We start from the raw sequence: 23,030 nt of genomic DNA on the forward strand, positions 1-23,030 counted from the left end.
GGCAAGCCACATTCTGCAGCCGTCCCGCTACGGAGGTTTTCCATGAATGTTCTGCTTGTTTATGCCCATCCCGAACCGCGCTCGTTGAATGGCGCGCTGAAGGAATTCGCCGTCCACCGTTTGCAGGCGGCTGGCCATCAGGTCCAGGTTTCCGACCTGTATGCCATGGGCTGGAAGGCCGCGATCGATGCCGGCGACAGCCTGGATCGCGACCCCGAAGCGCGCTTCGATGCTTCCGAGGATTCCCGGCGCGCGTTCGCCAGTGGCCGGCAAAGTTCTGACATCGCGGCCGAGCAGGACAAGCTGCGCTGGGCAGATGCGCTGATCCTGCAATTCCCGCTCTGGTGGTTCTCGATGCCGGCGATCCTCAAGGGCTGGGTCGACCGGGTATACGCCTACGGTTTCGCTTATGGCGTTGGCGAGCACTCGGATGCGCGCTGGGGCGACCGCTACGGCGAAGGTTCGATGGCGGGCAAGCGGGCCATGCTGATCGTGACTACCGGCGGCTGGGAATCACACTACAGCCCGCGGGGGATCAACGGGCCCATCGAAGACCTGCTGTTCCCCATTCATCACGGCATCCTGCATTACCCGGGCTTCGATGTGCTGCCACCGGTTGTGGTGCACCGCACCAGCCGCATCGATCGGGCCCGATTCGACACACTCCGCGACGAACTGGGCAAGCGCCTGGACGACCTCTGGTGCACTGAGCCTATTGCTTATCGCAAACAGAACGGTGGCGACTACGACATACCGGCGCTCACGCTCAAGGCCGACGTAGCACCAGGGCAGGTCGGCTTTGCCGCGCACGTCGAACAGCCGTAACAGCGCATGGGCAGAGGCGATCACTGGACGCCTCCGTCTTGCACCGCCTGTGTGCGACTGGGAAGCACGTTGCGCACGGCCTTGTCGGCCAGAGCCAGGTTCTGTTGCGCCACAGAGCCGGTTTCGTCGGTGCCTGCGCTCGTTCACGCGGCGAGGTGTGGGCCAATTCCATAATCAGACTGGCAACTTACTCGATACACGCCAGGCGCATCCATCGGCCGCGCTGGCTGTGATTATCTGCTTGGGCACCGCTACGAGGTCAGTCAAGCACCACGGCGTGGCCCGCCAGCGGATTGATGTCGCCTTTGATCAAGGATTCGGCCAGCGCCTGTGCCGCTTCGAGGCCGGCGTGCTCCTGCACCTGCATCCAGGGCTGCTGCGCATCGCTCACCCGGGCGATAAAGGCGAGCTGCGCCTCGTTGAAGCGGCGGGTCACCTCGGCGGGGCCCCAGTCGGCGTTGCGTTTCTTGATCTGATAAGGCGCGAAGTAGGGCTGAGGCTGCGGACCGGCCAGCGTTGCGTCCGTCTGTCTGTATTCGTGGTTCTGGGCTGAACCGGCGAAGCAGTCGTACACCAGGGCATCCTTGAAATGGCTGTGGATCTGCCGGCGTAGATCGGCGCTGCCGGAGAAGTCGACGTACAGCGTGGGTACGCTCGGGTCCAGCGAGGCGAGCTGGTCGTAGCCCAACGCCTGGCGGTAGCAACCCAGGCCTTGCACGAAGTCCGTGTTGCCGGCGGAAGTCAGCCCGATCAGCTGCACCGCCGGGTTGTCCTGCAGGCAGAACGCCGTGCCGTACGCGGTCTTGCTCGAGGCGCTCGACATCAGGATCTGTCGCGCGCCGAAGAAGGCGTTGTCGTCGAGGAAGTCGGCCAGCATGAACGAAGTGATGAACAGCGGGCGCAGCAGCATCTGGTAGTTTTCGCTCTCGGCGCGATAGGCGGCGTCGCTGCTGATGCGCTGGTACTGGTTATAGGCAGATGTCAGTTCGAGTCGATGTTCGGCGCCGTCGTAGAAACCGCGCTCGGAGACGCGCACCGGCTGCATCACGACATGGCTGGCTATCGGCCAGAAGCCGTAGAAGCGTTCGCCCTTCGCCAGGCCATCGACGGTGCTCTCCACGACTTCGGCGAAGCCCCACGCCGGCATGTGGAACCACTCGCCATCGCCCGTGGGGTAGAAGTCCCGATAGCGCAGGTGCGGCGTCTCGCCGAATGCGGCGTAGGTGACGTTGTTGGTGGTCAGTGCCAGCCGGCTGATACGCAGCAGGGCTTCGCCGGGTTGCAGCTCCGGCATTGCCTGGGTCTGAATGCGGGTCTGCTGCATGTCTTTCTTGTTGTTTTGCAACTGGCGGATGACGCTCATCGATGGCACCTTGGGTTCGTAAATGGACGGCTTCGACTCTATCCCTTTCGTTTCACCGCCGGGTTCGGATTTCATGAGCACACGATTGCCGAGCGCCAAGCCGCTCAAACGGCCGACTCAGCAGCGCGCCAAGGCCACCGTTCAGGCGATTTTCGACACCTATGTTCGGATATGGCAGCGCGACGGCTGGGCTCGATTGACGACCCGTGCGGTTGCCCTCGAAGCCGGCGTGGCGATCGGCACGCTGTACGACTATTTCCCCAGTAAACATGCGCTGCACTCGGGCTACGTGCGCTATTGCGTCGAGCAACTGCTGGAGGCGATTGACGCGCAAGCGGTAGCGCCAACTGCGCTTGCCTGGCCCGAGCGCATCCGGCGACTGGTACGCACCCTTGCCGGGGTCGAGTCACGGCTGCCCTGGTTTCACCCGGATATGCTCGAACTGGAAACGCTGGTGGCCGAGCCCAAGCACCAGCGTCGGGCCTACGAGGATCTGTTGAGCGCCTGGCATCGAGTCATCGATGCAGCGACCGACCTTCCGGTGCGTCCCTCGCCGGCAACTTTGGAAGCGCTGCATCTTTCGGTATGGGGCGGGCGCCGCTACGCCATGCTGGTGCAACTCGAAGCGGATCGCATGCAGGCCTGGGCCGCCAGCATGGAGCACCTGTGCCTGCTTACGCTCAGGAGCGCGAACGAGCCGGCTTGACCTCGATTGTCCAGGGCAGACACTCGCGATGCTGGTTGGGCGGACAATTCAAGCATTGCGTCGAATTCGTGGTTCTTCGTTCGACTATCAAGGCCATCAGGGCAGAATCGATACCAGAGGAGAGCAGCCATGCCCAGCACCATCCGCCTTCACCGCGTCCTGCGAGCGACACCCGAGCGCATCTATCGCGCCTTTCTGGACCCAGACGCCAAGGCCAAATGGCTGCCGCCGAACGGCTTCACCGGCAAGGTGCACGAGATCGACGCGCGGGTAGGCGGCCGCTACAGAATGTCCTTCACGAATTTCTCCACGGGTACCAGCCACAGCTTCGCCGGACAATTCCTGGAGCTGCTGGAAAACCAGCGCATCCGTTACGAAGACACATTCGATGATCCGGGCTTGCCGGGCACGATAGAGGTGACCGTGACGCTCACCCGGGTATCCTGCGGCACCGAACTTAACATCACCCAGGCAGGCATTCCGGACGCGATCCCGGCCGAGGCCTGCTACCTCGGCTGGCAGGAGTCGCTGACGCTTCTGGCGAAGCTGGTCGAAGTGGAGATTCCGGACGCGTGATCCGCGCTATCCAAACCATGGTGGTGGAGCGCCAGGGCCCGCTTAGGGGCCAAGCGGTCCGCCACCGTCCGGTGAATGTCCGGCATTGCACCGGGCCACTACACAGAGGTGTGGTTGAGATATGATGCGCGCCCGCTGAAGCCCCCTCACACATCAGGTCATCATGCCCGGCGATGCTCTCTATACCGACTTGTCGGGTTACTACGACCTCATGTGCGCGGACATCGACTACCGGGCGCAAAGCTACTGTGTCCAGCGACTGCAGCAGCTGTTCGGCAACGGCGGGATGAGGCATCTGGACCTCGCCTGCGGCACCGGCCCGCACGTCCGTCATTTCATCGATGCCGGCTATACCAGCGGCGGGCTCGACATCAATCAGCCGATGCTGGACAGAGCCGCCGCGCGCTGTCCGGAAGCGCAATTTTCCCTGCAGGACATGTGCGGCTTTGCGGTCGAGCAGCCGGCCGATCTGATCACCTGCTTTCTTTACTCCATCCATTACAGCGCCGCGCTGACCAGGCTCGAAGCCTGCATCGCCAGCGTGCATGCCGCGCTGGCCCCGGGCGGGCTGTTCTGCTTCAACGCCGTGGACAAGCACCGGATCGACAACACCTCGTTCGTCTCGCACACGGCCCGGCATGCGGACGGCCTGTTCACCTTCAGCTCCGGTTGGCACTACCCGGGTGAAGGGGAGCAGCAACTGCTGAAGTTGCGCATCGGCAGAACCGCCGCGGATCAAAGCCAGGTCTGGCACGACGAACACGCGATGGTGGCGGTGAGCTTTGCCGAGCTGAGCGAGCTGCTGCAGCGGTACTTCGAGGTGCATGTGCTCGAGCATGACTACGAGAAGATCGTGCCCTGGGACCAGGCATCCGGGAACGCGATATTCGTCTGCGTGAAGATCTAGCGGGGCTGCTGGCTGCGATTGGCCACCAAGGTTAGCGGGCCTGCTGCAACCGCTCTCGCGACGCCGTGGTGAGCTGCAAGGCGAGGCCCATCAACAGCACGATGCCGACGGCCATCAGCAGCCAGGCGTCCGCCAGGCTCGCCAGGCGGTCGCGTAAAAGGCCCGCGCCCAGCGGTGCCAGGCTGGCAATCAGGTAGCCGCCACCCTGAACGAATCCCAGCAACGAGCCGGCGTCGGCCGAGTCCCTTGCATGGTCCATGGCCAGAATCAACGAGAGCGGGAACAGGGCGCCGATGCCTACACCCAGCAGAATCGCCGTTGGAATTGCGAGCATCAGCGGTGCAAGGGCGAGGCACAACAAACCGGCCAGCACCACGGCTAGCACGCCCAGCACCAGCGGCCGCCGCTGCCGGATTCGTCCGATCAGCGCGGAGAGCAGCAATCCGGCGCCGACTTCCGCCAGGCTGATGCCGCCGAGCAGCAGGCCGCTGTCCGCAACGCTCCAGCCCAAGCCCGTGTAATAGGGCGGCAGCCAGGCCAGCACCAGGGTGTAGGCCGCCGTACCGATGCCGAAGAACAGCAACAGCCGCCAGGCGTGTGGCGATTTCAACGGCAGCGGCCGGGAGGCGGTTCGCCCTGTCGCGACCGGCGGGCGCGCCAGGTTCCACCAGATCGACAGGGTCAGTAGGGCCGGAATCGCCCACAACGCCAGGCCATTCGCCCAACCGAAGCGTTCTGCCAGCGGCGCGGCACTGGCCGCGGCGAGAGCAGCGCCGCCCATGATGCCGGTGGTATAGAGCCCCATCAGCGCGCTGGTCCGCTGCGGATGGCAGCGGTGGATGTATGCGGGTATCAGCGCCTGCACCAGGGCAATCCCGACGCCGCCCAATGCGGCGGTGAGGATCAGGCCGATGCCGCCTGGCGAGCCCCAGCGCAGGGCACTGGCCAGTGTCACCAGCGTGAGCCCGAGCGCTACGCCGCGACGTTCGCCCAGCTTCGCCTGCAACCTGGCGCCGCCCAGTGCGCAGAATCCCATGGCAGCGATGGGCAGGGTGGTAAGCGCGCCTGCACCGGCACTGCCCAGGCCGGTCGCGGCCTGGATTTCGTCGAGTAATGGGCCGATGGCCGCTAGGATAGGCCGCAGATTGAGGCCTACCAACAGAACGAGCATGACCCCCAGCAGCGCTTCGCCGACCCGCGACAGTGAAGTTGACGCGGGTGATCGAACGGAAAGCATGGCAATCTCCAAGTGGGCAGTTAATGTCTTTGCGATAAGTATCTTAACATCAAGACAAATAGACGAGGTATCCGGTGATCGATAGAGCTCAACTCGCCGTTGAACAATGGCAACAGCAACGGCCGGACCTGGACACCTTGCCCATGCGCCTGATCGGTCGGCTGGGCGAGGCGGTGCAGGTGCTCAACCGAGACGTGCTGCAACCCTTCTTCGATGAGCACCGTTTGCACTACGGCGAATTCGATGTGCTGGCGACCTTGCGTCGCGCCGGCGAGCCGCATGCCTTGAGCCCGACCGCGCTGTATGAAGCGGCGATGATTTCGTCAGGCGGCATGACCAACCGGCTCGACCGTCTCGAACGTGCCGGACTGATCGAACGCAAGCCCAACCCCGAGGATCGTCGTGGCACCCTGGTTGCCCTGACCGAAGCCGGCTTCACCCTGATCGACGGCCTGATGACCGCTCATGTCGAGAACGAAAAAAGGGCGCTTGCTTCGCTCAGTCGCGACGAACAGGAACAGCTCGACAGGCTGCTGGGCAAGTGGCTGGCAGGACGCTAGCGCTACGCCTGGCGTAAGCCGCGATAAGGACCACGCGGCTCGATAGGGCGCGGCGTATATCCGCGCGGGATGGTGTGGTCGTGCATGGCGCAGCTGCGCGGGCTCGGTATCACCCGAGCCTGGTGACGCCGCGCTCGATCAATGCAAACGCCGAACGCTCGATTGCACGACTTCCTGCGCCTGGCGCGCCAGTTGATCGAGCAGGCGGTCGCGCTGTTTCTCCGCCTCGCTCATCGCCTTGCGGCCATTCTGCTGCACCAGGTAGCTGTAGATCTGCCGGACTTCCTTGGACTGGAAGATCGGCTCCAGATCCTGCACCGCCACCGCACCGTTCGAAGCCTCGTTTCGCGTATTCATCACCACCTGCGGGCCGCGCGCCACCAGCGGCTGAAAGCCCAGCGCGCCGAAATACGGCACCTTGCCTGCAACGCAGGCCACCTCGGCATGGGGATAGCGCGTCACCATTGCCTCGACCATCGCCCGGCCAATGCCCTGGCGGCGACGGCCGGCGTCCACTGCCAGATAGACCAGCGCGCAGGCTTCGGGGTCATCCACAAAGGGCAAATACAGCGCGAAGCCGAGCAGGATTGCCGGGTCCTCAGCATCCAGCGCGAGGATCAGCTCCGGCTTGCCGGCCTGCGCGCCGTCCATGCTGTCCAGATAGCGATGCACCTCGAAACCCACCACGTACTGGTACAGCTGATACAGCGGGTTGCTGGGCTGCAGCGAGACCGGGCTGATGTCGCCGAGATAATCCACCACCATCTGCAGCACCTGGCTTTTCAGCGATTCCGGCGGCGGGGTGTCGAGGTGGGTGAGGGTGAACATGGCGGCGCTCCGGGGCGGTACGGCAAAGCCGACATTGTAAAGGCCGCGGCAGGATAGGCGGGAAGCGGCGATGCGTTTTCAGTTCACCACAGCGAGCGAGTTCCAGCAGTGGTTTGATGGCTTTCATGCTGCCGCGTCTAGCCGATCGTCCGCGCGTCGCTTCATACCATCACTCCGCCTGGTGGACGCCCCAGGGTGCTGGAGCGTCGATAGCTGCATGCCACGCACGCATTGGGACGATTTGTCCTACGCCGTCCGACGCGGCTGGATTGCCGGAAATATCGCAGAACAGTAGTGTGGCGACCGGCCACTATCGATGGCCGGATCATGCCCGGCATCCGAGCGCTACAGGCGAAAACGCGACGGATGCCCACCACACAAGGACTGGTAAATGAAATCTGCTTTTCTCTCTTCCCTGAAATCGTCGCTGCTGGTTGTGCTAGCGGTGAGCATGGTGGGTTGCGCCACCAGCCGCTCTGTTGTCGACGTCACCGTTCCGGTACTTACGGGAACGACAGGGCAGAAGGTCGTCATCACGACGATCGACGAACGGGCCTTCGAGGCCAAACCCCGTAGCGCCGACATCCCTTCCCTGAAAGGCGGCGAGATCAATGACAGCGCGATCACCGGGCGCGCCTATGCACGCAAACGCAACGGATACGGCATGGCGCTGGGTGACGTGGTGCTGCCTTCAGGCCGCACGGTCAGCCAGCTGGTGGGCTCTGCCGTTGCCAACGCCTACACGCAGTCCGGCTATCAAGTGGTGGAAGGGCCGGGTACGGATGCCCGCCAGGTCACGGTGCACGTCAAGGAGTTCTGGACCTGGTTCTCGCCCGGTTTCGCGTCGGTGTCCGTCAACAACAAAGCGAACCTGACCATCGAAGCTGACGGCCAGGCGCCAATGGCCATCGCCACTGAAGTCAACGACGGTATGCAGTTCGTGACGGACAGCGACTGGGCGAACGTAACCAGTCAAGGCCTGCAGGAAGTGACGGCTGCGGTTGGCAAGAAGCTGGAAGCGAGCCGCGCTCAGTAACCCACCCCTGATGGCGCCTTCGCACCCGCGTGGCGGGCGCGACGACGCCATCGATCGGCTCCGCAATTACTAGACAGGCTCGACCTGTCGTTGGTAGGCCAGCTGAGGTGCCTGCTCGACGGCCGCCTGCAGCTCCGTCACCAGCGCATCCACCTGGCGCAGCGCCTCGGCCACCGAGGCGGCCAGCACCTCGCCACCGGTTTCCTGGCCTTCAATGGCAATCTGGTGAATGCGGGTGATGCCGATAAAGCCCAGCGCGGTCACCAGGTTCGGCTCCAGGTGGTTCATATGTGCCATCTCCCCACCGGGACCAAAGCCGATGCCGCCCCGGGCGGTGAGGATGACCGCGTGCCGCTCCCGATCCGCCAACATGGGCACGTAGGGATCAAGCGGGTTGCTCTCGTCCAGCCCGACCGTGCGATTCAGGCGCACCACCTGATCGATCCAGGCCTTGAGCGCCGCCGGCATGCCGAAGTTGTAGAGCGGCGTGCCGATGACCAGCACGTCGGCGGCCAGCAGTTCGTCCACCAGCCTGTCGCTTTCGGCCAGGGCATCCTTCATCCAGGGTTGCTGACGCTCCTCTGGCGTGAAGGCCGACGCGATCCAGTCGTGGCTGACGAAAGAGGGCGGGTTCTGGCCGATGTCCCGGTAGGTCACGCCATCCTGCGGGCGGCGCTCCAGCCATTGACTGATGAAGCGCTGGCTGAGGTTGCGGCTGTGGGAGCCGTGCTCGTCCTTGCCGGCAATACCGGGGCGGGCGCTGGCGTCGAGGTGCAGAAGGTGCGTCATGGTGAGTCTCCTCTGTGATTGAATTCATCTGTCGTTCGCGGTAAATCCAGCCTAGGGCTAGGCTATGCGAGCGACAAACGACCATTTTTTCCAACTACAGATGAGAGAAACTCAGCCATGGCGCACCGTCGGTTACCTTCGCTTTCTGCGCTGCGGGCCTTCGAAGCCGCCGCCCGCCACGAGAGCGCCAAGCAGGCCGCCGAGGAGCTGTCCGTCACGGCCACGGCGATCAGCCACCAGATTCGTTCGCTGGAAGAATCCCTCGGCGTGGCGCTGTTTCTGCGCAAACCAAGAAAGCTGGAATTGACCGACCCGGGGCGCGAGCTGCAACAGACGCTGGAAACGGCCTTCGACAGCATCAGCGCCACGGTCGAACGCCTGAGCGCAAAGCCCTGCCGCCAGGCGATCACCCTCAGCACCACGCCGGCCATCGCGGTGCGCTGGCTGGTGCCCTGGGTCTGCCTGCTGCGCGATTCCCATCCGGATATCGACCTGCGCTTCCACACCTCCCATGAACCGGTCGCGCTGGATGGCGTCACGGCGGATATCGCCATCCGCTACGGCGACGGCCGCTGGCCGGGGCTGGTGGCGGAGAAACTGTTCGATAACACCTTCGTCCCGGTCTGCAGTCCGCACCTCGGCTTGCGCAATGTTGCCGATCTGCCCAAACACCCGTTGATTCACTTCCGTGCGCAAGCCGCCTTGTCCGCGCCGATTCATTGGGCGTCGTGGCAAAAGCTCGCCAACGTGCCGGGGCTGGATGTGAGTGCCGGGCTGGTCTTCTCCGACGAGACCCACGCCATCTCCGCCGCCATCGGCGCGCAGGGCGTGGCGCTGATGAGTCGGCAGCTGATCGACGATGAACTGAGGGAAGGGCGGCTGGTGCAGCCGTTCGGGCCGGAGATGGAGGGCAAGCCGTTTCATCTCGTATACCCGGAGAGCCGCCGGGACGACCCAACGGTTCGGGCGGTGAGGGAGTGGGTGATGGCAGTGCCGGGTGGGTTGTGTGAGTTGTAGCTTCGCTGGTTGTGCATCCGTGTCTGTCGACTGCGCTTCTGTCCCATCAGCCCACATTACTCGTCAACTATATTAGACGGCTTCCGAGTCATCTCGAGGTTTTTCTTGGGTAGCAAGCCTGTCTCATATACAGCTTTTTTATCTGTTGAGTCACCTTTGAATAATAAGTACAAGACGTCGTCAGACTCGCCGGCTATGCACGCTTTGACTCGATCAGTGTTCGTTAGGGAGATAACCGATTCGGTGCAGGTGGTTGCGAATTTGAACGCCTGCTTTTCTGCTCGTTTAACGGCCGTTGATACGGTGAAGTCCCATAAGCCATAAAGTAGCGCTGCGAGAAGTGCTGTTAAAAGAGTGGCTAGAAGAAATTGCTTAGTCTTAGCGTGTCGTTTAGATAATTTTTGTCCGGCCTTATTGATTATCTTATTGATAAAGTTGTCTTTGCTGGTTTCGCTTTCAGGGTTCTCTATAAGAGCGATTATGTAAGTTGCAACCATGATCGCGCTGAGTGCTATGAGCGAGGCGGCGATAATTACTAGGAAGCTCACGCCGCCATACACTGCATAGATCTGGCTTGAGAATCCGAGGCGATTGATCGGGATGTCTAGCCGGTTTTTTAGCGTTTCTAAGTACACGTAGCCATTAGTAAAAAATAGAGCAAAAATTACCGCGACTGCCGATAGCCCTTCAATCTTAAAAAGCCTGGGAAGTTTTCTTAATGCATTCTCGCTTGTTGTCATTTTGCATCCTTAGATTTGAGTCTTACATCGCTGGGGTCGGGCCTAAGTGAGTTGGCTAGTTTATATTCCTGCGCCGGTCAAAGGGCGGCCGATTTCTAGGAATTAGTTTCCTACCTGAGCCAAGCCAGAGGTATTGCGAGGGGTTTGTATGTCTGCAGAAATCTAGACTTCTGTTCCGCCCTGCTGGGCGGGTTCCTTTTGGCAGTCGCCCCAAAAGGAACCAAAAGGTCTTGCCCCTGCATTCGGCCCTGCGCTCCGCTCCGGGTTCGTTCGCTCCATCGCCATTCCAGGGGCACGCCGCGAAGGACCATCCCTGGCCCATCGCGGCTCTCGCGGCATCCATGCCGCTCAACCCCTTCCACGGCGATTCCACTCACCCTCCTGAAAGGGGCGGTTGGTGTCTCCTGCCGGTCCGTGCAGAAGAAGCAAATAAAACCAAAGAGCTCTCGGGCGACTCGAAGTCCGATCCCGTCAGGTGGCCGAGTGGAGGTGTTGCGTAGCAGTGTAGGGTGGAAAACGGCGAAGCCTTTTCCTCGCGTCAGTCCGCATCACCTGCGAATCCCTCCGCCTCATCACCGCACCAGTCAAACGGGTAGACCCCAGCGCCGACGGCCCGATGAAAACTCGAATAGGGCCAGTCGGCGACACGCTCCACCAAGCCGTGCTTTAACGGGTTTCGATGCACATAGTCGACGTGCTGCCGGTAATCCCGTTCATTCTGAATCAGATGTTCCCAATAGCGCCGTTGCCAGATCCCGCGTTCGCCGCGGGAGCGCTGAGTTGCCGTCAGTACTTCGGTCTTAGGCATGCGTCGGGCGAAAGCGAACTTGATGACTTTCCAGCGCAGGGCGAAGCCAGCATCGCCGTCCGGGAGCGTCCAGACGCAATGCATGTGGTCGGGCAGAACGACCCAGGCGTCGATGTGGAAGGGATGCCGTGAACGTGTGGCTCGCACCGTCTCTCGGAGCAGGTCGATATGGCGGACCAGCAGGTCGCTGCGACGGTTGAGCAGATTGACCGTGAAGAAATACGTGGCGCCCGGCACTTGGGCACGGCGGTAGCGGGACATGGCGGCTCATCCTTGAGCGTTGTGTTGGCGGGAGGTCCGTATCGGTGGATAAGCAAAGCGTTATCCACCCTACGTCACCATACCCGCCGATTCCACCGACGCATCGATGGCGTAGGGTGGAAAACGGCGAAGCCTTTTCCACGCGTCACTTCCAGGCTACCTCGCTAGTACCCTTGTTGTTTTTTTATGTGAGCACACAGGCCGTCGAGATCAGGGAATATTGTTGAGTTGTTAATTCCGTATTTGGTCAAATGCTTCAAAAATAAAGGCTTCTGATTTCTTGGAATTATTAATTTTAAGATTTTTGGTTCATCTATTTCTTGGCAGCAGTCTGGATGGATCGTAAATGCCCCAGACTGGGCTGTAATTCTTTTTGAGCCATGCGCCGGAAGAAACTCAACAGGCTTGGTTAGCTTCTGCATGTTGATTTTTTCTTCTCTTTTGTATTCTCTAGCTTCGTACAGGTAAACGGCTCCGTCGCGTTCGGGTAATTCTCTTACGGCAAAGAAGCACGCAACAAGAGGGCTAAACGTCCAATCCAGAAGTCGCGTAGGGAGGCCGTGATGCTGAGCAAGTGTCAGCCATTGAATATCATTGTCGGGCTGTTTTTCGAGATGAGGGCGCGAGTGCGCTTTAAAAACCCACATCATCTTATCTTCTCGGATTTTGTGCCCATCAGTTTGATGTCTGAACAAAGAAGGTAATAGTTTGAAGTTTCTGTCAGGAACGCCTCGGAACAAGTCGTTAGGGTCTGACGTGCTAACGCGTTCTAGAAAGTCGCCCATGCTGGAAACTATAACTTCATTCTTGGTCGCAGTTAGATATGCGTCAGCAAATATTTCTGCCTCCAACAAGGCGCCAAACAGATCCCGGCACTGAGATCTATATATCTTCTCCGCCTCTTTGTATTGTTCGTATGAGCTGCTAGTAAGAATGTCTTGTACAGTTCTTGGCCTGCTAGATCTTCTTAATTGGTGATTTTTTGGGTGCATGCGGAGTAAAGCGAACTCGTTCTGTAAAAGCTGGAGTTCTGCCTGTGTGTTTACAAGGATCTCCGCGGAATCTAGGAAATCGTCTAGCTCGTCTGCAACCTGGCTGAAAATTGGCTTGTCTGAAAGAAACTCATCCGTGATGCCATGCTTGATGATGGCGTGTTCTTGCACATCCCTCGATGGATTCACGTAGCAGTGAAAGTGTCTTCCTGTGAGCTCTCGATCCTTAACCTCTATAGCACCGACTTCGATAAGACGATCTTCGTTTACTTGCAGTAAACCGGCTGAGTTGGTGCAGATGAATACTTGTTTCATATGTGTAGTCTGAAAAAGCCCCGCATAGCGGGGCCTCTTACCTTTCCTTGGCTGCGCTCCGATTACGACCGTTGAATCAATCCCAGCTCAAAGCCCCACCCGTCTGATATTCAATAACCCGCGTCTCGAAGAAGTTCTTCTCTTTCTTCAAGTCCATGATCTCGCTCATCCACGGGAACGGGTTGGTGGTGCCTGGATACTCTTCCTTCAGGCCGATCTGCGTCAGACGACGGTTGGCGATGAACTTGAGGTAGTCCTCCATCATTGCGGCGTTCATGCCGAGGACGCCACGGGGCATGGTGTCGCGGGCGTATTCGATTTCCAGCTGGGTGCCCTGAAGGATCATCTGGGTCGCTTCGTCCTTCATCTCGGCGTCCCACAGGTGCGGGTTCTCGATCTTGATCTGGTTGATCATGTCGATGCCGAAGTTCAGGTGCATGGACTCGTCACGCAGGATGTACTGGAACTGCTCGGCGGTGCCGGTCATCTTGTTGCGGCGGCCCATGGAGAGGATCTGGGTGAAGCCGCAGTAGAAGAAGATGCCTTCGAGTACGCAGTAGTAGGCGATGAGGTTGCGCAGGAACTGCTTGTCGGTCTCCGGGGTGCCGGTCTGGAAGGTCGGGTCGGAGATGGAACGGGTGTACTTGAGGCCCCAGCTGGCCTTTTTCGCGACGCTCGGGATCTCGTGGTACATGTTGAAGATCTCGCCTTCATCCATGCCCAGCGATTCGATGCAGTACTGGTAGGCGTGGGTGTGGATCGCCTCTTCGAAGGCCTGGCGCAGGATGTACTGGCGGCACTCGGGGTTGGTGATCAGGCGGTAGGTGGCCAGCACGAGGTTGTTGGCGACCAGGCTGTCGGCGGTGGAGAAGAAGCCGAGGTTGCGCTTGACGATGCGGCGCTCGTCTTCGCTGAGGCCGTCCTTGCTCTTCCACAGGGCAATGTCGGCGTTCATGTTCACTTCCTGCGGCATCCAGTGGTTGGCGCAACCATCCAGATACTTCTGCCAGGCCCAGTCGTACTTGAAGGGTACGAGCTGGTTGAGGTCGGCGCGGGCGTTGATCATGCGCTTCTCGTCGACGCGTACGCGGGCCGATTCGCCTTCCAGTTCGTTGAGGCCTTCCTGGATGTCCAGGTCGTCCAGCGCGCGCTTGGCGCGGGCGATGGCGTCGGAGTCACTGGCGGCAACGGCGCGGGCTTCTTCCACGGAGCCGGCGGCTTCGTTGTCCAGCTTGGCGGCGGTCTGGCCTGCCGGCTGCGCGGCAGCGGGGGCCGGCGCGGTGGTGGTGGTGTCTTCTTCGTTGAATTCGTCCCAGCTCAGCATGTGCGATAGCTCCTGATCGGGGACCGGGGCTTGGCCGGTCGGATATGTTTGGGGTGGCTTTTGGTTTGCACGCAAAAGCGCGGAATTTGTTGGTCGCTGTCGACCCTGGTTGGGTCGTATCGGTGGATGCGAAAAGCGACATCCACCCTACGAATCAGCCCACTCGGTGCGAGGGCGGAGCTGGGCGAGTGAGCGCAAGGCGCCTGTCGAGTCGGAACCCCTGAGCGTACAGCTGTACGTGATGGGGTCCGGCTCGGCAGGCAACGCGGCGATCGCCGTCCAGATGCGTCCGCCTCCCTTTGTTACTGGCAGGCTTCGCAGTCGGGGTTATCGATACTGCATGCCAGCGGCACCGGAGCCGGCTTCGGCTCTGCAGCCGGCGCGGCGCTGGCGGAGTTCGCCGCCTCGCTGCCACCACTGGACACGGCGTTCAGCTTGCCGGTGTTGATGGTGGACTTCTCGGTGCTGGTCGCGGCCAGGGCACGGAGGTAGTAGGTGGTCTTCAGGCCACGGTACCAGGCCATGCGGTAGGTCACGTCGAGCTTCTTGCCCGAGGCGCCGGCGATGTACAGGTTCAGCGACTGCGCCTGGTCGATCCACTTCTGGCGGCGGCTGGCGGCGTCGACGATCCACTTGGTTTCCACTTCGAAGGCGGTGGCGTACATGTCCTTCAGATCCTGCGGGATGCGCTCGATCTGCTGCACGGAGCCGTCGTAGTACTTGAGGTCGTTGACCATGACCGGGTCCCACAGGCCGCGGGCCTTGAGGTCGTGGACCAGGTACGGGTTGATCACGGTGAACTCGCCGGAGAGGTTCGATTTGACGTACAGGTTCTGGTACGTCGGCTCGATGGACTGCGACACGCCAACGATGTTGGAGATGGTCGCGGTCGGGGCGATGGCCATGATGTTCGAGTTGCGGATGCCTTTCTTGACGCGCTCGCGGATCGGCGCCCAGTCCAGGGATTCGGAGAGGTCGACGTCGATGTACTTCTGGCCACGGGCCTCGATGAGGATCTGCTGGGAATCCAGCGGCAGGATGCCCTGCGACCACAGCGAGCCCTGGAAGCTGGAATAGGCGCCACGCTCGTCGGCCAGGTCACAGGAGGCCTGGATGGCGAAGTAGCTGATGGCTTCCATGGACTTGTCGGCGAAGTCGATGGCGGCATCGGAGCCGTAGGCGATGTGCTGCAGGTACAGCGCGTCCTGGAAGCCCATGATGCCCAGGCCCACCGGGCGATGCTTGAAGTTGGCGTTCTGCGCCTGCGGCACGCTGTAGTAGTTGATGTCGATGACGTTATCGAGCATGCGCACAGCGGTGCGCACGGTGCGCTCCAGCTTGGCGGCGTCCAGCTTGCCGTCCTTGATGTGGTTGACCAGGTTGATCGAGCCCAGGTTGCAGACGGCGATCTCGTCCTTGTTGGTGTTCAGCGTGATCTCGGTGCACAGGTTGGAGCTGTGCACCACGCCGACGTGCTGCTGCGGGCTGCGCAGGTTGCACGGGTCCTTGAAGGTCAGCCACGGGTGGCCGGTCTCGAACAGCATCGAGAGCATCTTGCGCCACAGGTCCTTGGCCGGCAGGGTCTTGAACAGCTTGATCTTGCCGTACTTGGTCAGCTCCTCGTAGTACTCGTAACGCTCCTCGAAGGCGCGGCCGGTGAGGTCGTGCAGGTCGGGGACGTCGGACGGGGAGAACAGGGTCCAGGGGCCGTCGTCGAAGACGCGCTTCATGAACAGGTCCGGAATCCAGTTGGCGGTGTTCATGTCGTGGGTACGGCGACGGTCGTCACCGGTGTTCTTGCGCAGCTCGAGGAATTCCTCGATGTCCAGGTGCCAGGTTTCCAGGTAGGCGCACACGGCGCCCTTGCGCTTGCCGCCCTGGTTGACCGCGACGGCGGTGTCGTTGACCACCTTCAGGAAGGGCACGACGCCCTGGGATTTGCCGTTGGTGCCCTTGATGTAGGCGCCCAGTGCGCGCACCGGGGTCCAGTCGTTGCCCAGGCCGCCGGCGAACTTGGAGAGCAGGGCGTTATCGCGGATGGCGTCGTAGATGCCGCCCAGGTCGTCCGGCACGGTGGTCAGGTAGCACGAGGACAGCTGCGGACGCAGGGTGCCGGCGTTGAACAGGGTCGGCGTCGAGGCCATGTAGTCGAAGGACGACAACAGGTTGTAGAACTCGATGGCGCGGGCTTCTTTCTGCTCTTCCTCGATGGCCAGGCCCATGGCGACGCGCATGAAGAAGATCTGCGGCAGCTCGAAGCGGACGTTGTCCTTGTGGATGAAGTAGCGGTCGTACAGGGTCTGCAGGCCGAGGTAGGTGAACTGCTGGTCGCGCTCGTGGTTGAGTGCGGCGCCCAGCTTGGCCAGGTCGTAGCTCTTGAGCTTGGAATCGAGCAGTTCGAACTCGACGCCTTTCTCGATGTAGGCCGGCAGGGCCTTGGCGTACAGGTCGGCCATCTCGTGGTGGGTGGCGGACTCGGCTACGCCGAGGAAGCCCAGGGCTTCGGCACGCAGGGTGTCCATCAGCAGGCGCGCGGTGACCTGGCTGTAGTTCGGCTCACGCTCGACCAGGGTGCGGGCTGTCATCACCAGGGCGGTGTTGACGTCCTTCTCGGCCACGCCGTCGTAGAGGTTCTTCAGGGTTTCACGCTCGATCAGCGCGCCATCGACTTCGGCCAGGCCTTCACAGGCCTCGGTGATGATGGTCTGCAGGCGACCCATGTCCAGCGGCTGCTGGCTGCCATCGGTGCGGGTGACGCGGATGCTCGGGTGCGGCTGGGCGATGTCGCTGCCGCCGCTGGCGCTCTTGCGCTTGACGGCCTGGGCTTCGCGGTAGATCACGTAGTCACGCGCGACCTTCTGCTCACCGGCACGCATCAGGGCCAGTTCGACCTGGTCCTGGATTTCTTCGATATGGATGGTGCCACCGGAGGGCATGCGACGACGGAAGGTGGCGGTGACCTGTTCGGTCAGGCGCGCGACGGTGTCGTGGATGCGCGAGGAGGCGGCAGCGTTACCGCCTTCCACTGCGAGAAAGGCCTTGGTGATGGCGACGGTGATCTTGTCGTCGGTGTAGGGGACGACGGTACCGTTGCGCTTGATCACGCGCAGCTGGCCCGGGGCGGTAGCCGCCAGATCCGGTGCATCGGCTGACAGCGGGTTCTCGCGAGTGGAAGGGTTCTGCATGGGGGCTCCGGATTCTCTCTTTATAGTCGCGGTTCGGATTCTGTCTGCGCGGGCGTGGTCGCCCGGGCGTCGTTACTGCATGAACCATGCCCCGCATTGCAGCGCATGGCGGTATCGCAAGGAATGGTCCTGACTCGGCCGCTCACGAGCTAAGTCGTTGCCGGAAGGATAGTCAGGCTGGAAAAACTGTCAACACAATATGTTGTGTTTTGTCTTGGCTCCAAGCACAGCAGCTAGTTCCGCGCTTGGAGTCAGGGAGACGACTGTCGAAGGCTTGCATGAATGCTTGACCTGGGGCTGCCGACGGTGTTGCAGAGCAATGAGACGCGGGACAGTAGCCCTGCGCTCGAATATGTCTCGATTGTGTCACTTGGTGCGCAAAGGCCCAACATCTAGGGGCTACGACGCGCAGGGGCGACAAGATAATGCTGGCTTGAGGCCAATGCAAGGCAGCCGGCCGGGATAACCTGTGGATAAGGTGTGTGCGGTTTGTGGGTGAAAGCGCGGCGTCCGGCCGCAGGCCGCATGGCTTCGGCGCTCGGCCGAATGCCGACGAAATACGCGCCGCCGGGCATATTTTGATGATGGTCAATGACACAACATGTTGTGTTTGCCGCTGCCCGCTTTTTGTGCATCGTTCGGGCCCGGGCGTTGGGTACAATGCGCGCTTGTTCGTTTGTGGCCTGACGGTTCGGCAGGGGGCGGGGGATGGAGCAAGAGACGTGGCGGATTCTCATTGTCGAGGATGATCGACGGCTGGCTGAGCTGACGCAGGAGTACCTGCAGGGCAACGGCGGCTTCGAGGTGTCGATCGAGTCGGATGGCGCCTGCGCTGTCGAGCGCATCATCGAGGAACGACCCGATCTGGTGGTGCTCGATCTGATGCTGCCCGGCGAGGATGGCCTGTCGATCTGTCGACGGGTACGTGATCGCTACGATGGTCCGATCCTGATGCTCACCGCTCGGGCCGACGACCTGGATCAGGTGCTGGGGCTGGAAACCGGTGCGGACGACTATGTCTGCAAACCGGTGCGTCCACGTCTGCTGTTGGCGCGCATCCGTGCACTGCTGCGCCGCCAGCCGCCGGAGGCATCGGCCAATGCCAAGCGCCTGCAATTCGGCCCGCTGGTAATAGACAGCGCCCTGCGCGAAGCCTGGCTGCGCGAGCAGCAGATCGAGCTGACCGGCGCCGAGTTCGACTTGCTCTGGCTGCTGACCTCCAACCCCGGGCGCATCCTTTCCCGTGAAGAAATCTTCGCCGAGCTGCGCGGCATCGAATACGACGGCCAGGACCGCTCCATCGATGTGCGTATCTCGCGCATCCGCCCCAAGATCGGTGACGACCCCGATCATCCGCGACTGATCAAGACGGTACGCGGCAAGGGCTATCTGTTCGTTTCCGAAGCTGCCGTGGCGATGGTGTAGCGCTGCCGCCCATGAACTCGATCTTCCTGCGCATCTATGGCGGTATGCTGGGGGTGCTGGTGCTGGTGGCGCTGCTCGGCGCCGGCGGCCTGCACCTGCTCAACCAGTACCGCGCGGACGATCACCGCGAGCGCCTGGCCAGCGGTACCTTCCGTCTGATGGCGCACAACATGAGCAGCATGACGCCGATCGAACGGCGCCAGGCAGCGAACCTCTGGGGCCGGCTGCTGGGCATTCCGCTGCGGGTGCGCACGCTGGATGACGTTCGCCTTGAAAGCCGCCTGGAGGCGCGCCTGCTGCGTGGGCAGGTGCTGGTCGAGCAGATTCGTCCGCAGAGCACCACGGTGTTCAGCCTGGTCAGTGCGCGGGATCGGCTGGTGCTTACCGGTGAAGTCGAGCAGCTCAGCGAACAGCTGGCGCGCGCCACCATCTACCTGCTGATCGACGAACTGATCCGCTATCCCGAAGCCGAACAGCCGCAGCGCCTGGCCGAGCTCAAGCAGGCGCGGGGGTTCGGCTTCGATCTGGAGTTGCTCACGCGCGACAGCGCCAACCTCGACGACGACCAGCGTCGGCGCCTGGACGAGGGCGACACGGTGATGGCGCTCGCCCAGGGCGGCGATGCAGTCCGCGTATTCGCCGCCATTGCCGGCACCGGCTGGATCATGCAGCTTGGCCCGTTGTACCAGATGAATCCCTACCCACCGCAGCTGCTGATCTTGATCGGCCTGCTCGGCCTGTCGCTGATCGGTCTTACCGTGTACCTGCTGGTGCGCCAGCTGGAGCAGCGCCTGAGCGTGCTGGAAGGCGCCGCGACCCGTATCGCCGCGGGCAATCTGGAAACCCGCGTGCCGGATGTCGGCACCGATTCGGTCGGGCGCCTGGCCGCGGCCTTCAATGGCATGGCCAGGCATCTGCAACGCCTGCTGGCCGTGCAGCGGGAAATGGTCAGCGCGGTCGCTCACGAACTGCGCACGCCGGTCGCGCGCCTGCGTTTCGGCCTGGAGATGAGCGCCGAGGCGCAGACGGACGAGGCTCGGCGCAAGTACCTGCAAGGCATGGATGGCGATATCGACGACCTCGATGCGCTGGTGGACGAGATGCTGGTGTATTCGCGGCTCGAGCGCGGCTCGCCGAAGCTGAATTTCCAGCAGGTCGACCTGCGGGCACTGGTCGATCAGGTGATCGGTGAGCTGGCGCCGTTACGCCCCGATATCAGCGTCAGCCGTGGAGAGTGCACAACGGCCGCCGATGGCAGCTGCTGGGCAGAGGCGGAGCCGCAGTACCTGCGCCGCGCCCTGAGCAACCTGATCAACAATGCCATGCGCCATGCCGAGCGTCGGGTGCAGGTCAGCTTCGCCATCGATGGGCAAACGGTGCGGCTGGATGTGGACGACGACGGTCCCGGTGTGCCGGAAGCGGACTGGGAAAAGGTCTTCACCCCGTTCCTGCGTCTGGATGACAGCCGCACCCGCGCCTCGGGTGGGCACGGGCTGGGTCTGTCCATCGTGCGGCGGATCATCTACTGGCACAGCGGCCGCTCGCAGTTGAGTCACAGCGAGCTGGGTGGTGCGCGCTTCAGTCTGGTGTGGCCGCGGCGCCGGCCGGACTGAGCGGTTTGGCGCGGGGTGAACCTGCAAGGCTCACCCTGCGCTGCAGTCGCTTCCGTGCTGTCAGCGGATACGGCCTTGTTGCAACTCGAGCTCATCCTTGGAGAAGTCGTCAACATCGATGACCTTGCGTCGAGCGAGCTCCGCCGTCCGCAACTGCTCGGCTTCGACGGCGTCGATCACACCGGCCGTCAATGCTGCGTCGACCAGGCTCTCGCCGGGGGCGGGTTGTACGGTGCCGGCCTTCACTGCCTTGGCCAGTTTCTTCGCCGTGCCCTGACTGCTGGCAATGGCTTCGAACGCGTGCTTCAGCGAACCGAGGGGCTGCTCTGGATCATGCGGGCGATACATGCCGTCGAGAATGCTTTCCAGGGCTGGATCGCCTTCCGGACGGCCAAGCAGGGCGGCGACTTCGGCGTCCAGTGCATCCGATGGCCCTTTGTGGCGTGCGCCGAACGGGAAGACCAGGGCATGCAGCAGGTGGCCGAGGATGCGGTTGGGGAAGTTGGCCAGCACGTCCTGCAGCGCGGATTCGGCCTTTTCCAGACAATCCTCCAGCGCCCAGCGCAGCAGTGGTTCCTGTTCAGCCGGATGGCCAAGGTCATGGAACTGCTTGAGCGCCGCGGAGGCGAGGTAGAGATGGCTGAGCACGTCGCCCAGGCGGGCCGACAGCCGTTCGCGACGCTTGAGTTCGCCGCCTAGCAGCATCATCGACAGGTCCGCCAGCATGGCGAATGCTGCAGCGATGCGGTTGAGTGCGCGGAAGTAGGGCTGCGTGATGCTCGTCCCCGGTACGCGCCCCATCAGGCCGAAGCTCAGACCCAGCAGCAGGGTGCTGGCGGTGTTGCTGACGGCGAAGCCGATATGCTGCATCAGCAGCTCATCGAATTTCACGACAGCGGCTTCGCGATCGGGCTCGTGGACCAGCTCCATTTCCCGCAGCACGAACGGATGGCAGCGGATTGCGCCCTGGCCGAAGATCATCAGGTTGCGCGAGAGGATGTTCGCGCCTTCCACGGTGATGGAGATCGGCGCCGACAGCCACAGCCGACCGAGGTAGTTGTTCGGTCCGAGGATGATGCCCTTGCCGCCATGGATATCCATGGCATCGGTGATGCAGTCGCGGCCGCGCTCGGTGAGGTGGTACTTGAGAATCGCCGACAGCACCGAGGGCTTCTCGCCGAGGTCGACGGCGTTGGCGGTGAGGATTCGTGCCGCGTCCATCAGCCAGGCGTTGCCGCCGATGCGTGCCAGCGGCTCCTGGATGCCTTCGAAGGCGGCCAGCGGCACGTTGAACTGCTCGCGGACCTGCGCATAGCGGCCGCTCACGTAGCTGCAGACCTTGGCCGCGCTGGTGCCGGTCGCCGGCAGGGAGATGGAGCGCCCGACCGACAGGCAGTTCATCAGCATCATCCAGCCTTTGCCGATCATGTCGCGGCCGCCGATGATGGCTTCCAGTGGCACGAAGACATCCTTGCCCCAGTTCGGCCCGTTCATGAACGCCGCGCCCAGCGGCAGATGACGACGGCCGATGTCGACACCGGGGGTGTCGGTGGGGATCAGCGCGAGGCTGATACCGAGCTCTTCCTCATCGCCCAGCAGGTGGTCCGGATCATAGGTCTTGAAGGCCACGCCGAGCAGCGTCGCGACCGGGCCGAGGGTGATGTAGCGCTTCTCCCAGTTCAGCCGCAGGCCGAGCACTTCTTCGCCCTGCCACTGGCCGCGGCAGATCACTCCGCTGTCGTTCATCGCGCCCGCGTCGGAGCCGGCGTAGGGGCCGGTCAGGGCGAAGCAGGGAATGTCGGTGCCATTGGCCAGACGCGGCAGGTAGTGGTTGCGTTGCTCATCGGTGCCGTAATGCATCAGCAGCTCGGCCGGGCCGAGGGAGTTGGGCACCATCACGGTGCTGGCCAGATCGCCGCTGCGGGTCGCCAGCTTCATGACGATCTGCGAGTGGGCGTAGGCGGAGAAGCCCTTGCCGCCATATTCCTTGGGGATGATCAGCGCAAAGAAGCCTTCGGCCTTGATGTAGTCCCAGGCAGCAGGCGGCAGGTCCATCCGTTGCGCGATGTCCCATTCGCTGACCAGTGCGCAGAGGGTTTCGGTTGGGCCGTCGAGGAAGGCCTGTTCCTCCGCGGTCAGGCGCGCCTTCGGATAGCCGAGCAGGGTGTCCCAGTTCGGCCGGCCGCTGAACAGCTCGCCGTCCCACCAGACGGTGCCAGCATCGATGGCATCGCGCTCGGTCGCGGAAATCGGCGGTAGCACCTTCTTGAACCAGTCGAACATCGGCCCGCTGAAATACTTGCGGCGCACATCCGCGACCAGCAGCGGCACAGCGACGGCGATCAGTGTCAGCCAGAGCAGCAATACCACCACGCCGGACGTATCGGCGGCGGTCATGAAGATCAGGTAGGTGGCGACGATCACCAGGGCCGGCACCGGCGACACTCGCAGATGGGCGAGTACGGCGATGCCGAGCAGCAGGACCAGCAACCAGAGCAGTGTCATGAGTCTTATCCTTTTAGA

Annotated in this window: 19 protein-coding genes; 9 read left to right on the forward strand and 10 right to left on the reverse strand. The window is 62.2% G+C overall.

The window, feature by feature from the left end; all coding sequences use genetic code 11:
* The first annotated feature begins 42 nt into the window (after nucleotides 1-42).
* Nucleotides 43-825, forward strand: a complete 783-nt coding sequence (locus tag BHD08_RS15045) for an NAD(P)H-dependent oxidoreductase (protein WP_125023240.1) — start codon at nucleotides 43-45, stop codon at nucleotides 823-825.
* Nucleotides 826-1,084: 259 nt separating this feature from the next.
* On the opposite strand, the gene BHD08_RS15050 is transcribed toward BHD08_RS15045, so the two are convergent.
* Nucleotides 1,085-2,188: a DUF2855 family protein gene (locus BHD08_RS15050; protein ID WP_125023242.1), complete on the reverse strand. Its 1,104-nt coding sequence runs from the start codon at nucleotides 2,186-2,188 to the stop codon at nucleotides 1,085-1,087.
* Between the two features lie 73 nt (nucleotides 2,189-2,261).
* Between BHD08_RS15050 and BHD08_RS15055 the strand changes: the two genes are divergently transcribed.
* The 3 genes from BHD08_RS15055 (at nucleotide 2,262) to BHD08_RS15065 (ending at nucleotide 4,377) form a co-directional block, all read left to right on the forward strand.
* A complete protein-coding gene (locus BHD08_RS15055) occupies nucleotides 2,262-2,894 on the forward strand; it encodes a TetR/AcrR family transcriptional regulator (protein ID WP_256678697.1) in 633 nt (210 codons plus the stop codon).
* A 129-nt stretch (nucleotides 2,895-3,023) separates the two neighbouring features.
* The gene (locus BHD08_RS15060; protein ID WP_125023244.1) at nucleotides 3,024-3,470 is read left to right on the forward strand and encodes an SRPBCC family protein; all 447 of its coding nucleotides are present in this window, start codon (nucleotides 3,024-3,026) and stop codon (nucleotides 3,468-3,470) included.
* Between the two features lie 163 nt (nucleotides 3,471-3,633).
* On the forward strand, nucleotides 3,634-4,377 hold the full coding sequence (locus BHD08_RS15065) for a class I SAM-dependent methyltransferase (RefSeq protein WP_125023246.1): 744 nt from the start codon (nucleotides 3,634-3,636) through the stop codon (nucleotides 4,375-4,377).
* 31 nt (nucleotides 4,378-4,408) lie between these two features.
* Here BHD08_RS15065 and BHD08_RS15070 read toward each other — a convergent pair whose 3' ends face one another.
* Nucleotides 4,409-5,548 (reverse strand): MFS transporter, encoded by a 1,140-nt coding sequence (locus tag BHD08_RS15070; protein ID WP_125023325.1) that lies wholly within the window; start codon nucleotides 5,546-5,548, stop codon nucleotides 4,409-4,411.
* Between the two features lie 140 nt (nucleotides 5,549-5,688).
* Between BHD08_RS15070 and BHD08_RS15075 the strand changes: the two genes are divergently transcribed.
* Entirely contained in the window at nucleotides 5,689-6,174 is a 486-nt protein-coding gene (locus tag BHD08_RS15075) for a MarR family winged helix-turn-helix transcriptional regulator (protein WP_177412684.1), read from the forward strand.
* Between the two features lie 138 nt (nucleotides 6,175-6,312).
* Here the strand turns inward: BHD08_RS15075 and BHD08_RS15080 are convergent, their stop codons facing one another.
* Nucleotides 6,313-7,002, reverse strand: a complete 690-nt coding sequence (locus BHD08_RS15080) for a GNAT family N-acetyltransferase (RefSeq protein WP_125023248.1) — start codon at nucleotides 7,000-7,002, stop codon at nucleotides 6,313-6,315.
* Between the two features lie 391 nt (nucleotides 7,003-7,393).
* Here BHD08_RS15080 and BHD08_RS15085 point away from each other — a divergent pair, with 391 nt between their 5' ends.
* Nucleotides 7,394-8,038: a flagellar biosynthesis protein gene (locus BHD08_RS15085; RefSeq protein ID WP_125023250.1), complete on the forward strand. Its 645-nt coding sequence runs from the start codon at nucleotides 7,394-7,396 to the stop codon at nucleotides 8,036-8,038.
* Between the two features lie 69 nt (nucleotides 8,039-8,107).
* Here the strand turns inward: BHD08_RS15085 and BHD08_RS15090 are convergent, their stop codons facing one another.
* Nucleotides 8,108-8,827, reverse strand: a complete 720-nt coding sequence (locus BHD08_RS15090) for an FMN-dependent NADH-azoreductase (protein WP_125023252.1) — start codon at nucleotides 8,825-8,827, stop codon at nucleotides 8,108-8,110.
* Nucleotides 8,828-8,944: 117 nt separating this feature from the next.
* Here BHD08_RS15090 and gcvA point away from each other — a divergent pair, with 117 nt between their 5' ends.
* Nucleotides 8,945-9,844, forward strand: a complete 900-nt coding sequence (gene gcvA, locus BHD08_RS15095) for a transcriptional regulator GcvA (protein WP_125023254.1) — start codon at nucleotides 8,945-8,947, stop codon at nucleotides 9,842-9,844.
* 56 nt (nucleotides 9,845-9,900) lie between these two features.
* Here the strand turns inward: gcvA and BHD08_RS15100 are convergent, their stop codons facing one another.
* From BHD08_RS15100 to BHD08_RS15120, 5 genes are all read right to left on the reverse strand, one after another.
* Nucleotides 9,901-10,584: a hypothetical protein gene (locus BHD08_RS15100; RefSeq protein ID WP_125023256.1), complete on the reverse strand. Its 684-nt coding sequence runs from the start codon at nucleotides 10,582-10,584 to the stop codon at nucleotides 9,901-9,903.
* A 538-nt stretch (nucleotides 10,585-11,122) separates the two neighbouring features.
* The gene (locus BHD08_RS15105) at nucleotides 11,123-11,653 is read right to left on the reverse strand and encodes a transposase (RefSeq protein WP_125023258.1); all 531 of its coding nucleotides are present in this window, start codon (nucleotides 11,651-11,653) and stop codon (nucleotides 11,123-11,125) included.
* A gap of 164 nt (nucleotides 11,654-11,817) precedes the next feature.
* Complete coding sequence (locus tag BHD08_RS15110) at nucleotides 11,818-12,960, reverse strand: FRG domain-containing protein (protein WP_125023260.1); 1,143 nt, start codon at nucleotides 12,958-12,960, stop codon at nucleotides 11,818-11,820.
* Nucleotides 12,961-13,036: 76 nt separating this feature from the next.
* On the reverse strand, nucleotides 13,037-14,284 hold the full coding sequence (locus BHD08_RS15115; protein ID WP_125023262.1) for a ribonucleotide-diphosphate reductase subunit beta: 1,248 nt from the start codon (nucleotides 14,282-14,284) through the stop codon (nucleotides 13,037-13,039).
* Nucleotides 14,285-14,586: 302 nt separating this feature from the next.
* Nucleotides 14,587-17,469 carry a ribonucleoside-diphosphate reductase subunit alpha gene (locus BHD08_RS15120; RefSeq protein WP_125023264.1) on the reverse strand — a complete coding sequence of 961 codons (2,883 nt, stop codon included), beginning with the start codon at nucleotides 17,467-17,469 and terminating at the stop codon, nucleotides 14,587-14,589.
* Between the two features lie 708 nt (nucleotides 17,470-18,177).
* On the opposite strand from BHD08_RS15120, the gene BHD08_RS15125 reads away from it, so the two are divergent.
* On the forward strand, nucleotides 18,178-18,894 hold the full coding sequence (locus tag BHD08_RS15125; RefSeq protein ID WP_106155298.1) for a winged helix-turn-helix domain-containing protein: 717 nt from the start codon (nucleotides 18,178-18,180) through the stop codon (nucleotides 18,892-18,894).
* 11 nt (nucleotides 18,895-18,905) lie between these two features.
* On the forward strand, nucleotides 18,906-20,507 hold the full coding sequence (locus BHD08_RS15130) for an ATP-binding protein (RefSeq protein WP_125023266.1): 1,602 nt from the start codon (nucleotides 18,906-18,908) through the stop codon (nucleotides 20,505-20,507).
* 60 nt (nucleotides 20,508-20,567) lie between these two features.
* Here the strand turns inward: BHD08_RS15130 and BHD08_RS15135 are convergent, their stop codons facing one another.
* A complete protein-coding gene (locus tag BHD08_RS15135) occupies nucleotides 20,568-23,012 on the reverse strand; it encodes an acyl-CoA dehydrogenase (protein WP_125023268.1) in 2,445 nt (814 codons plus the stop codon).
* Between the last annotated feature and the right edge of the window lie 18 nt (nucleotides 23,013-23,030).

Origin of the sequence: Pseudomonas sp. SCT, assembly GCF_003864275.1 — a bacterium.
Taxonomy (GTDB): Bacteria; Pseudomonadota; Gammaproteobacteria; order Pseudomonadales; family Pseudomonadaceae; genus Stutzerimonas; species Stutzerimonas stutzeri_AE.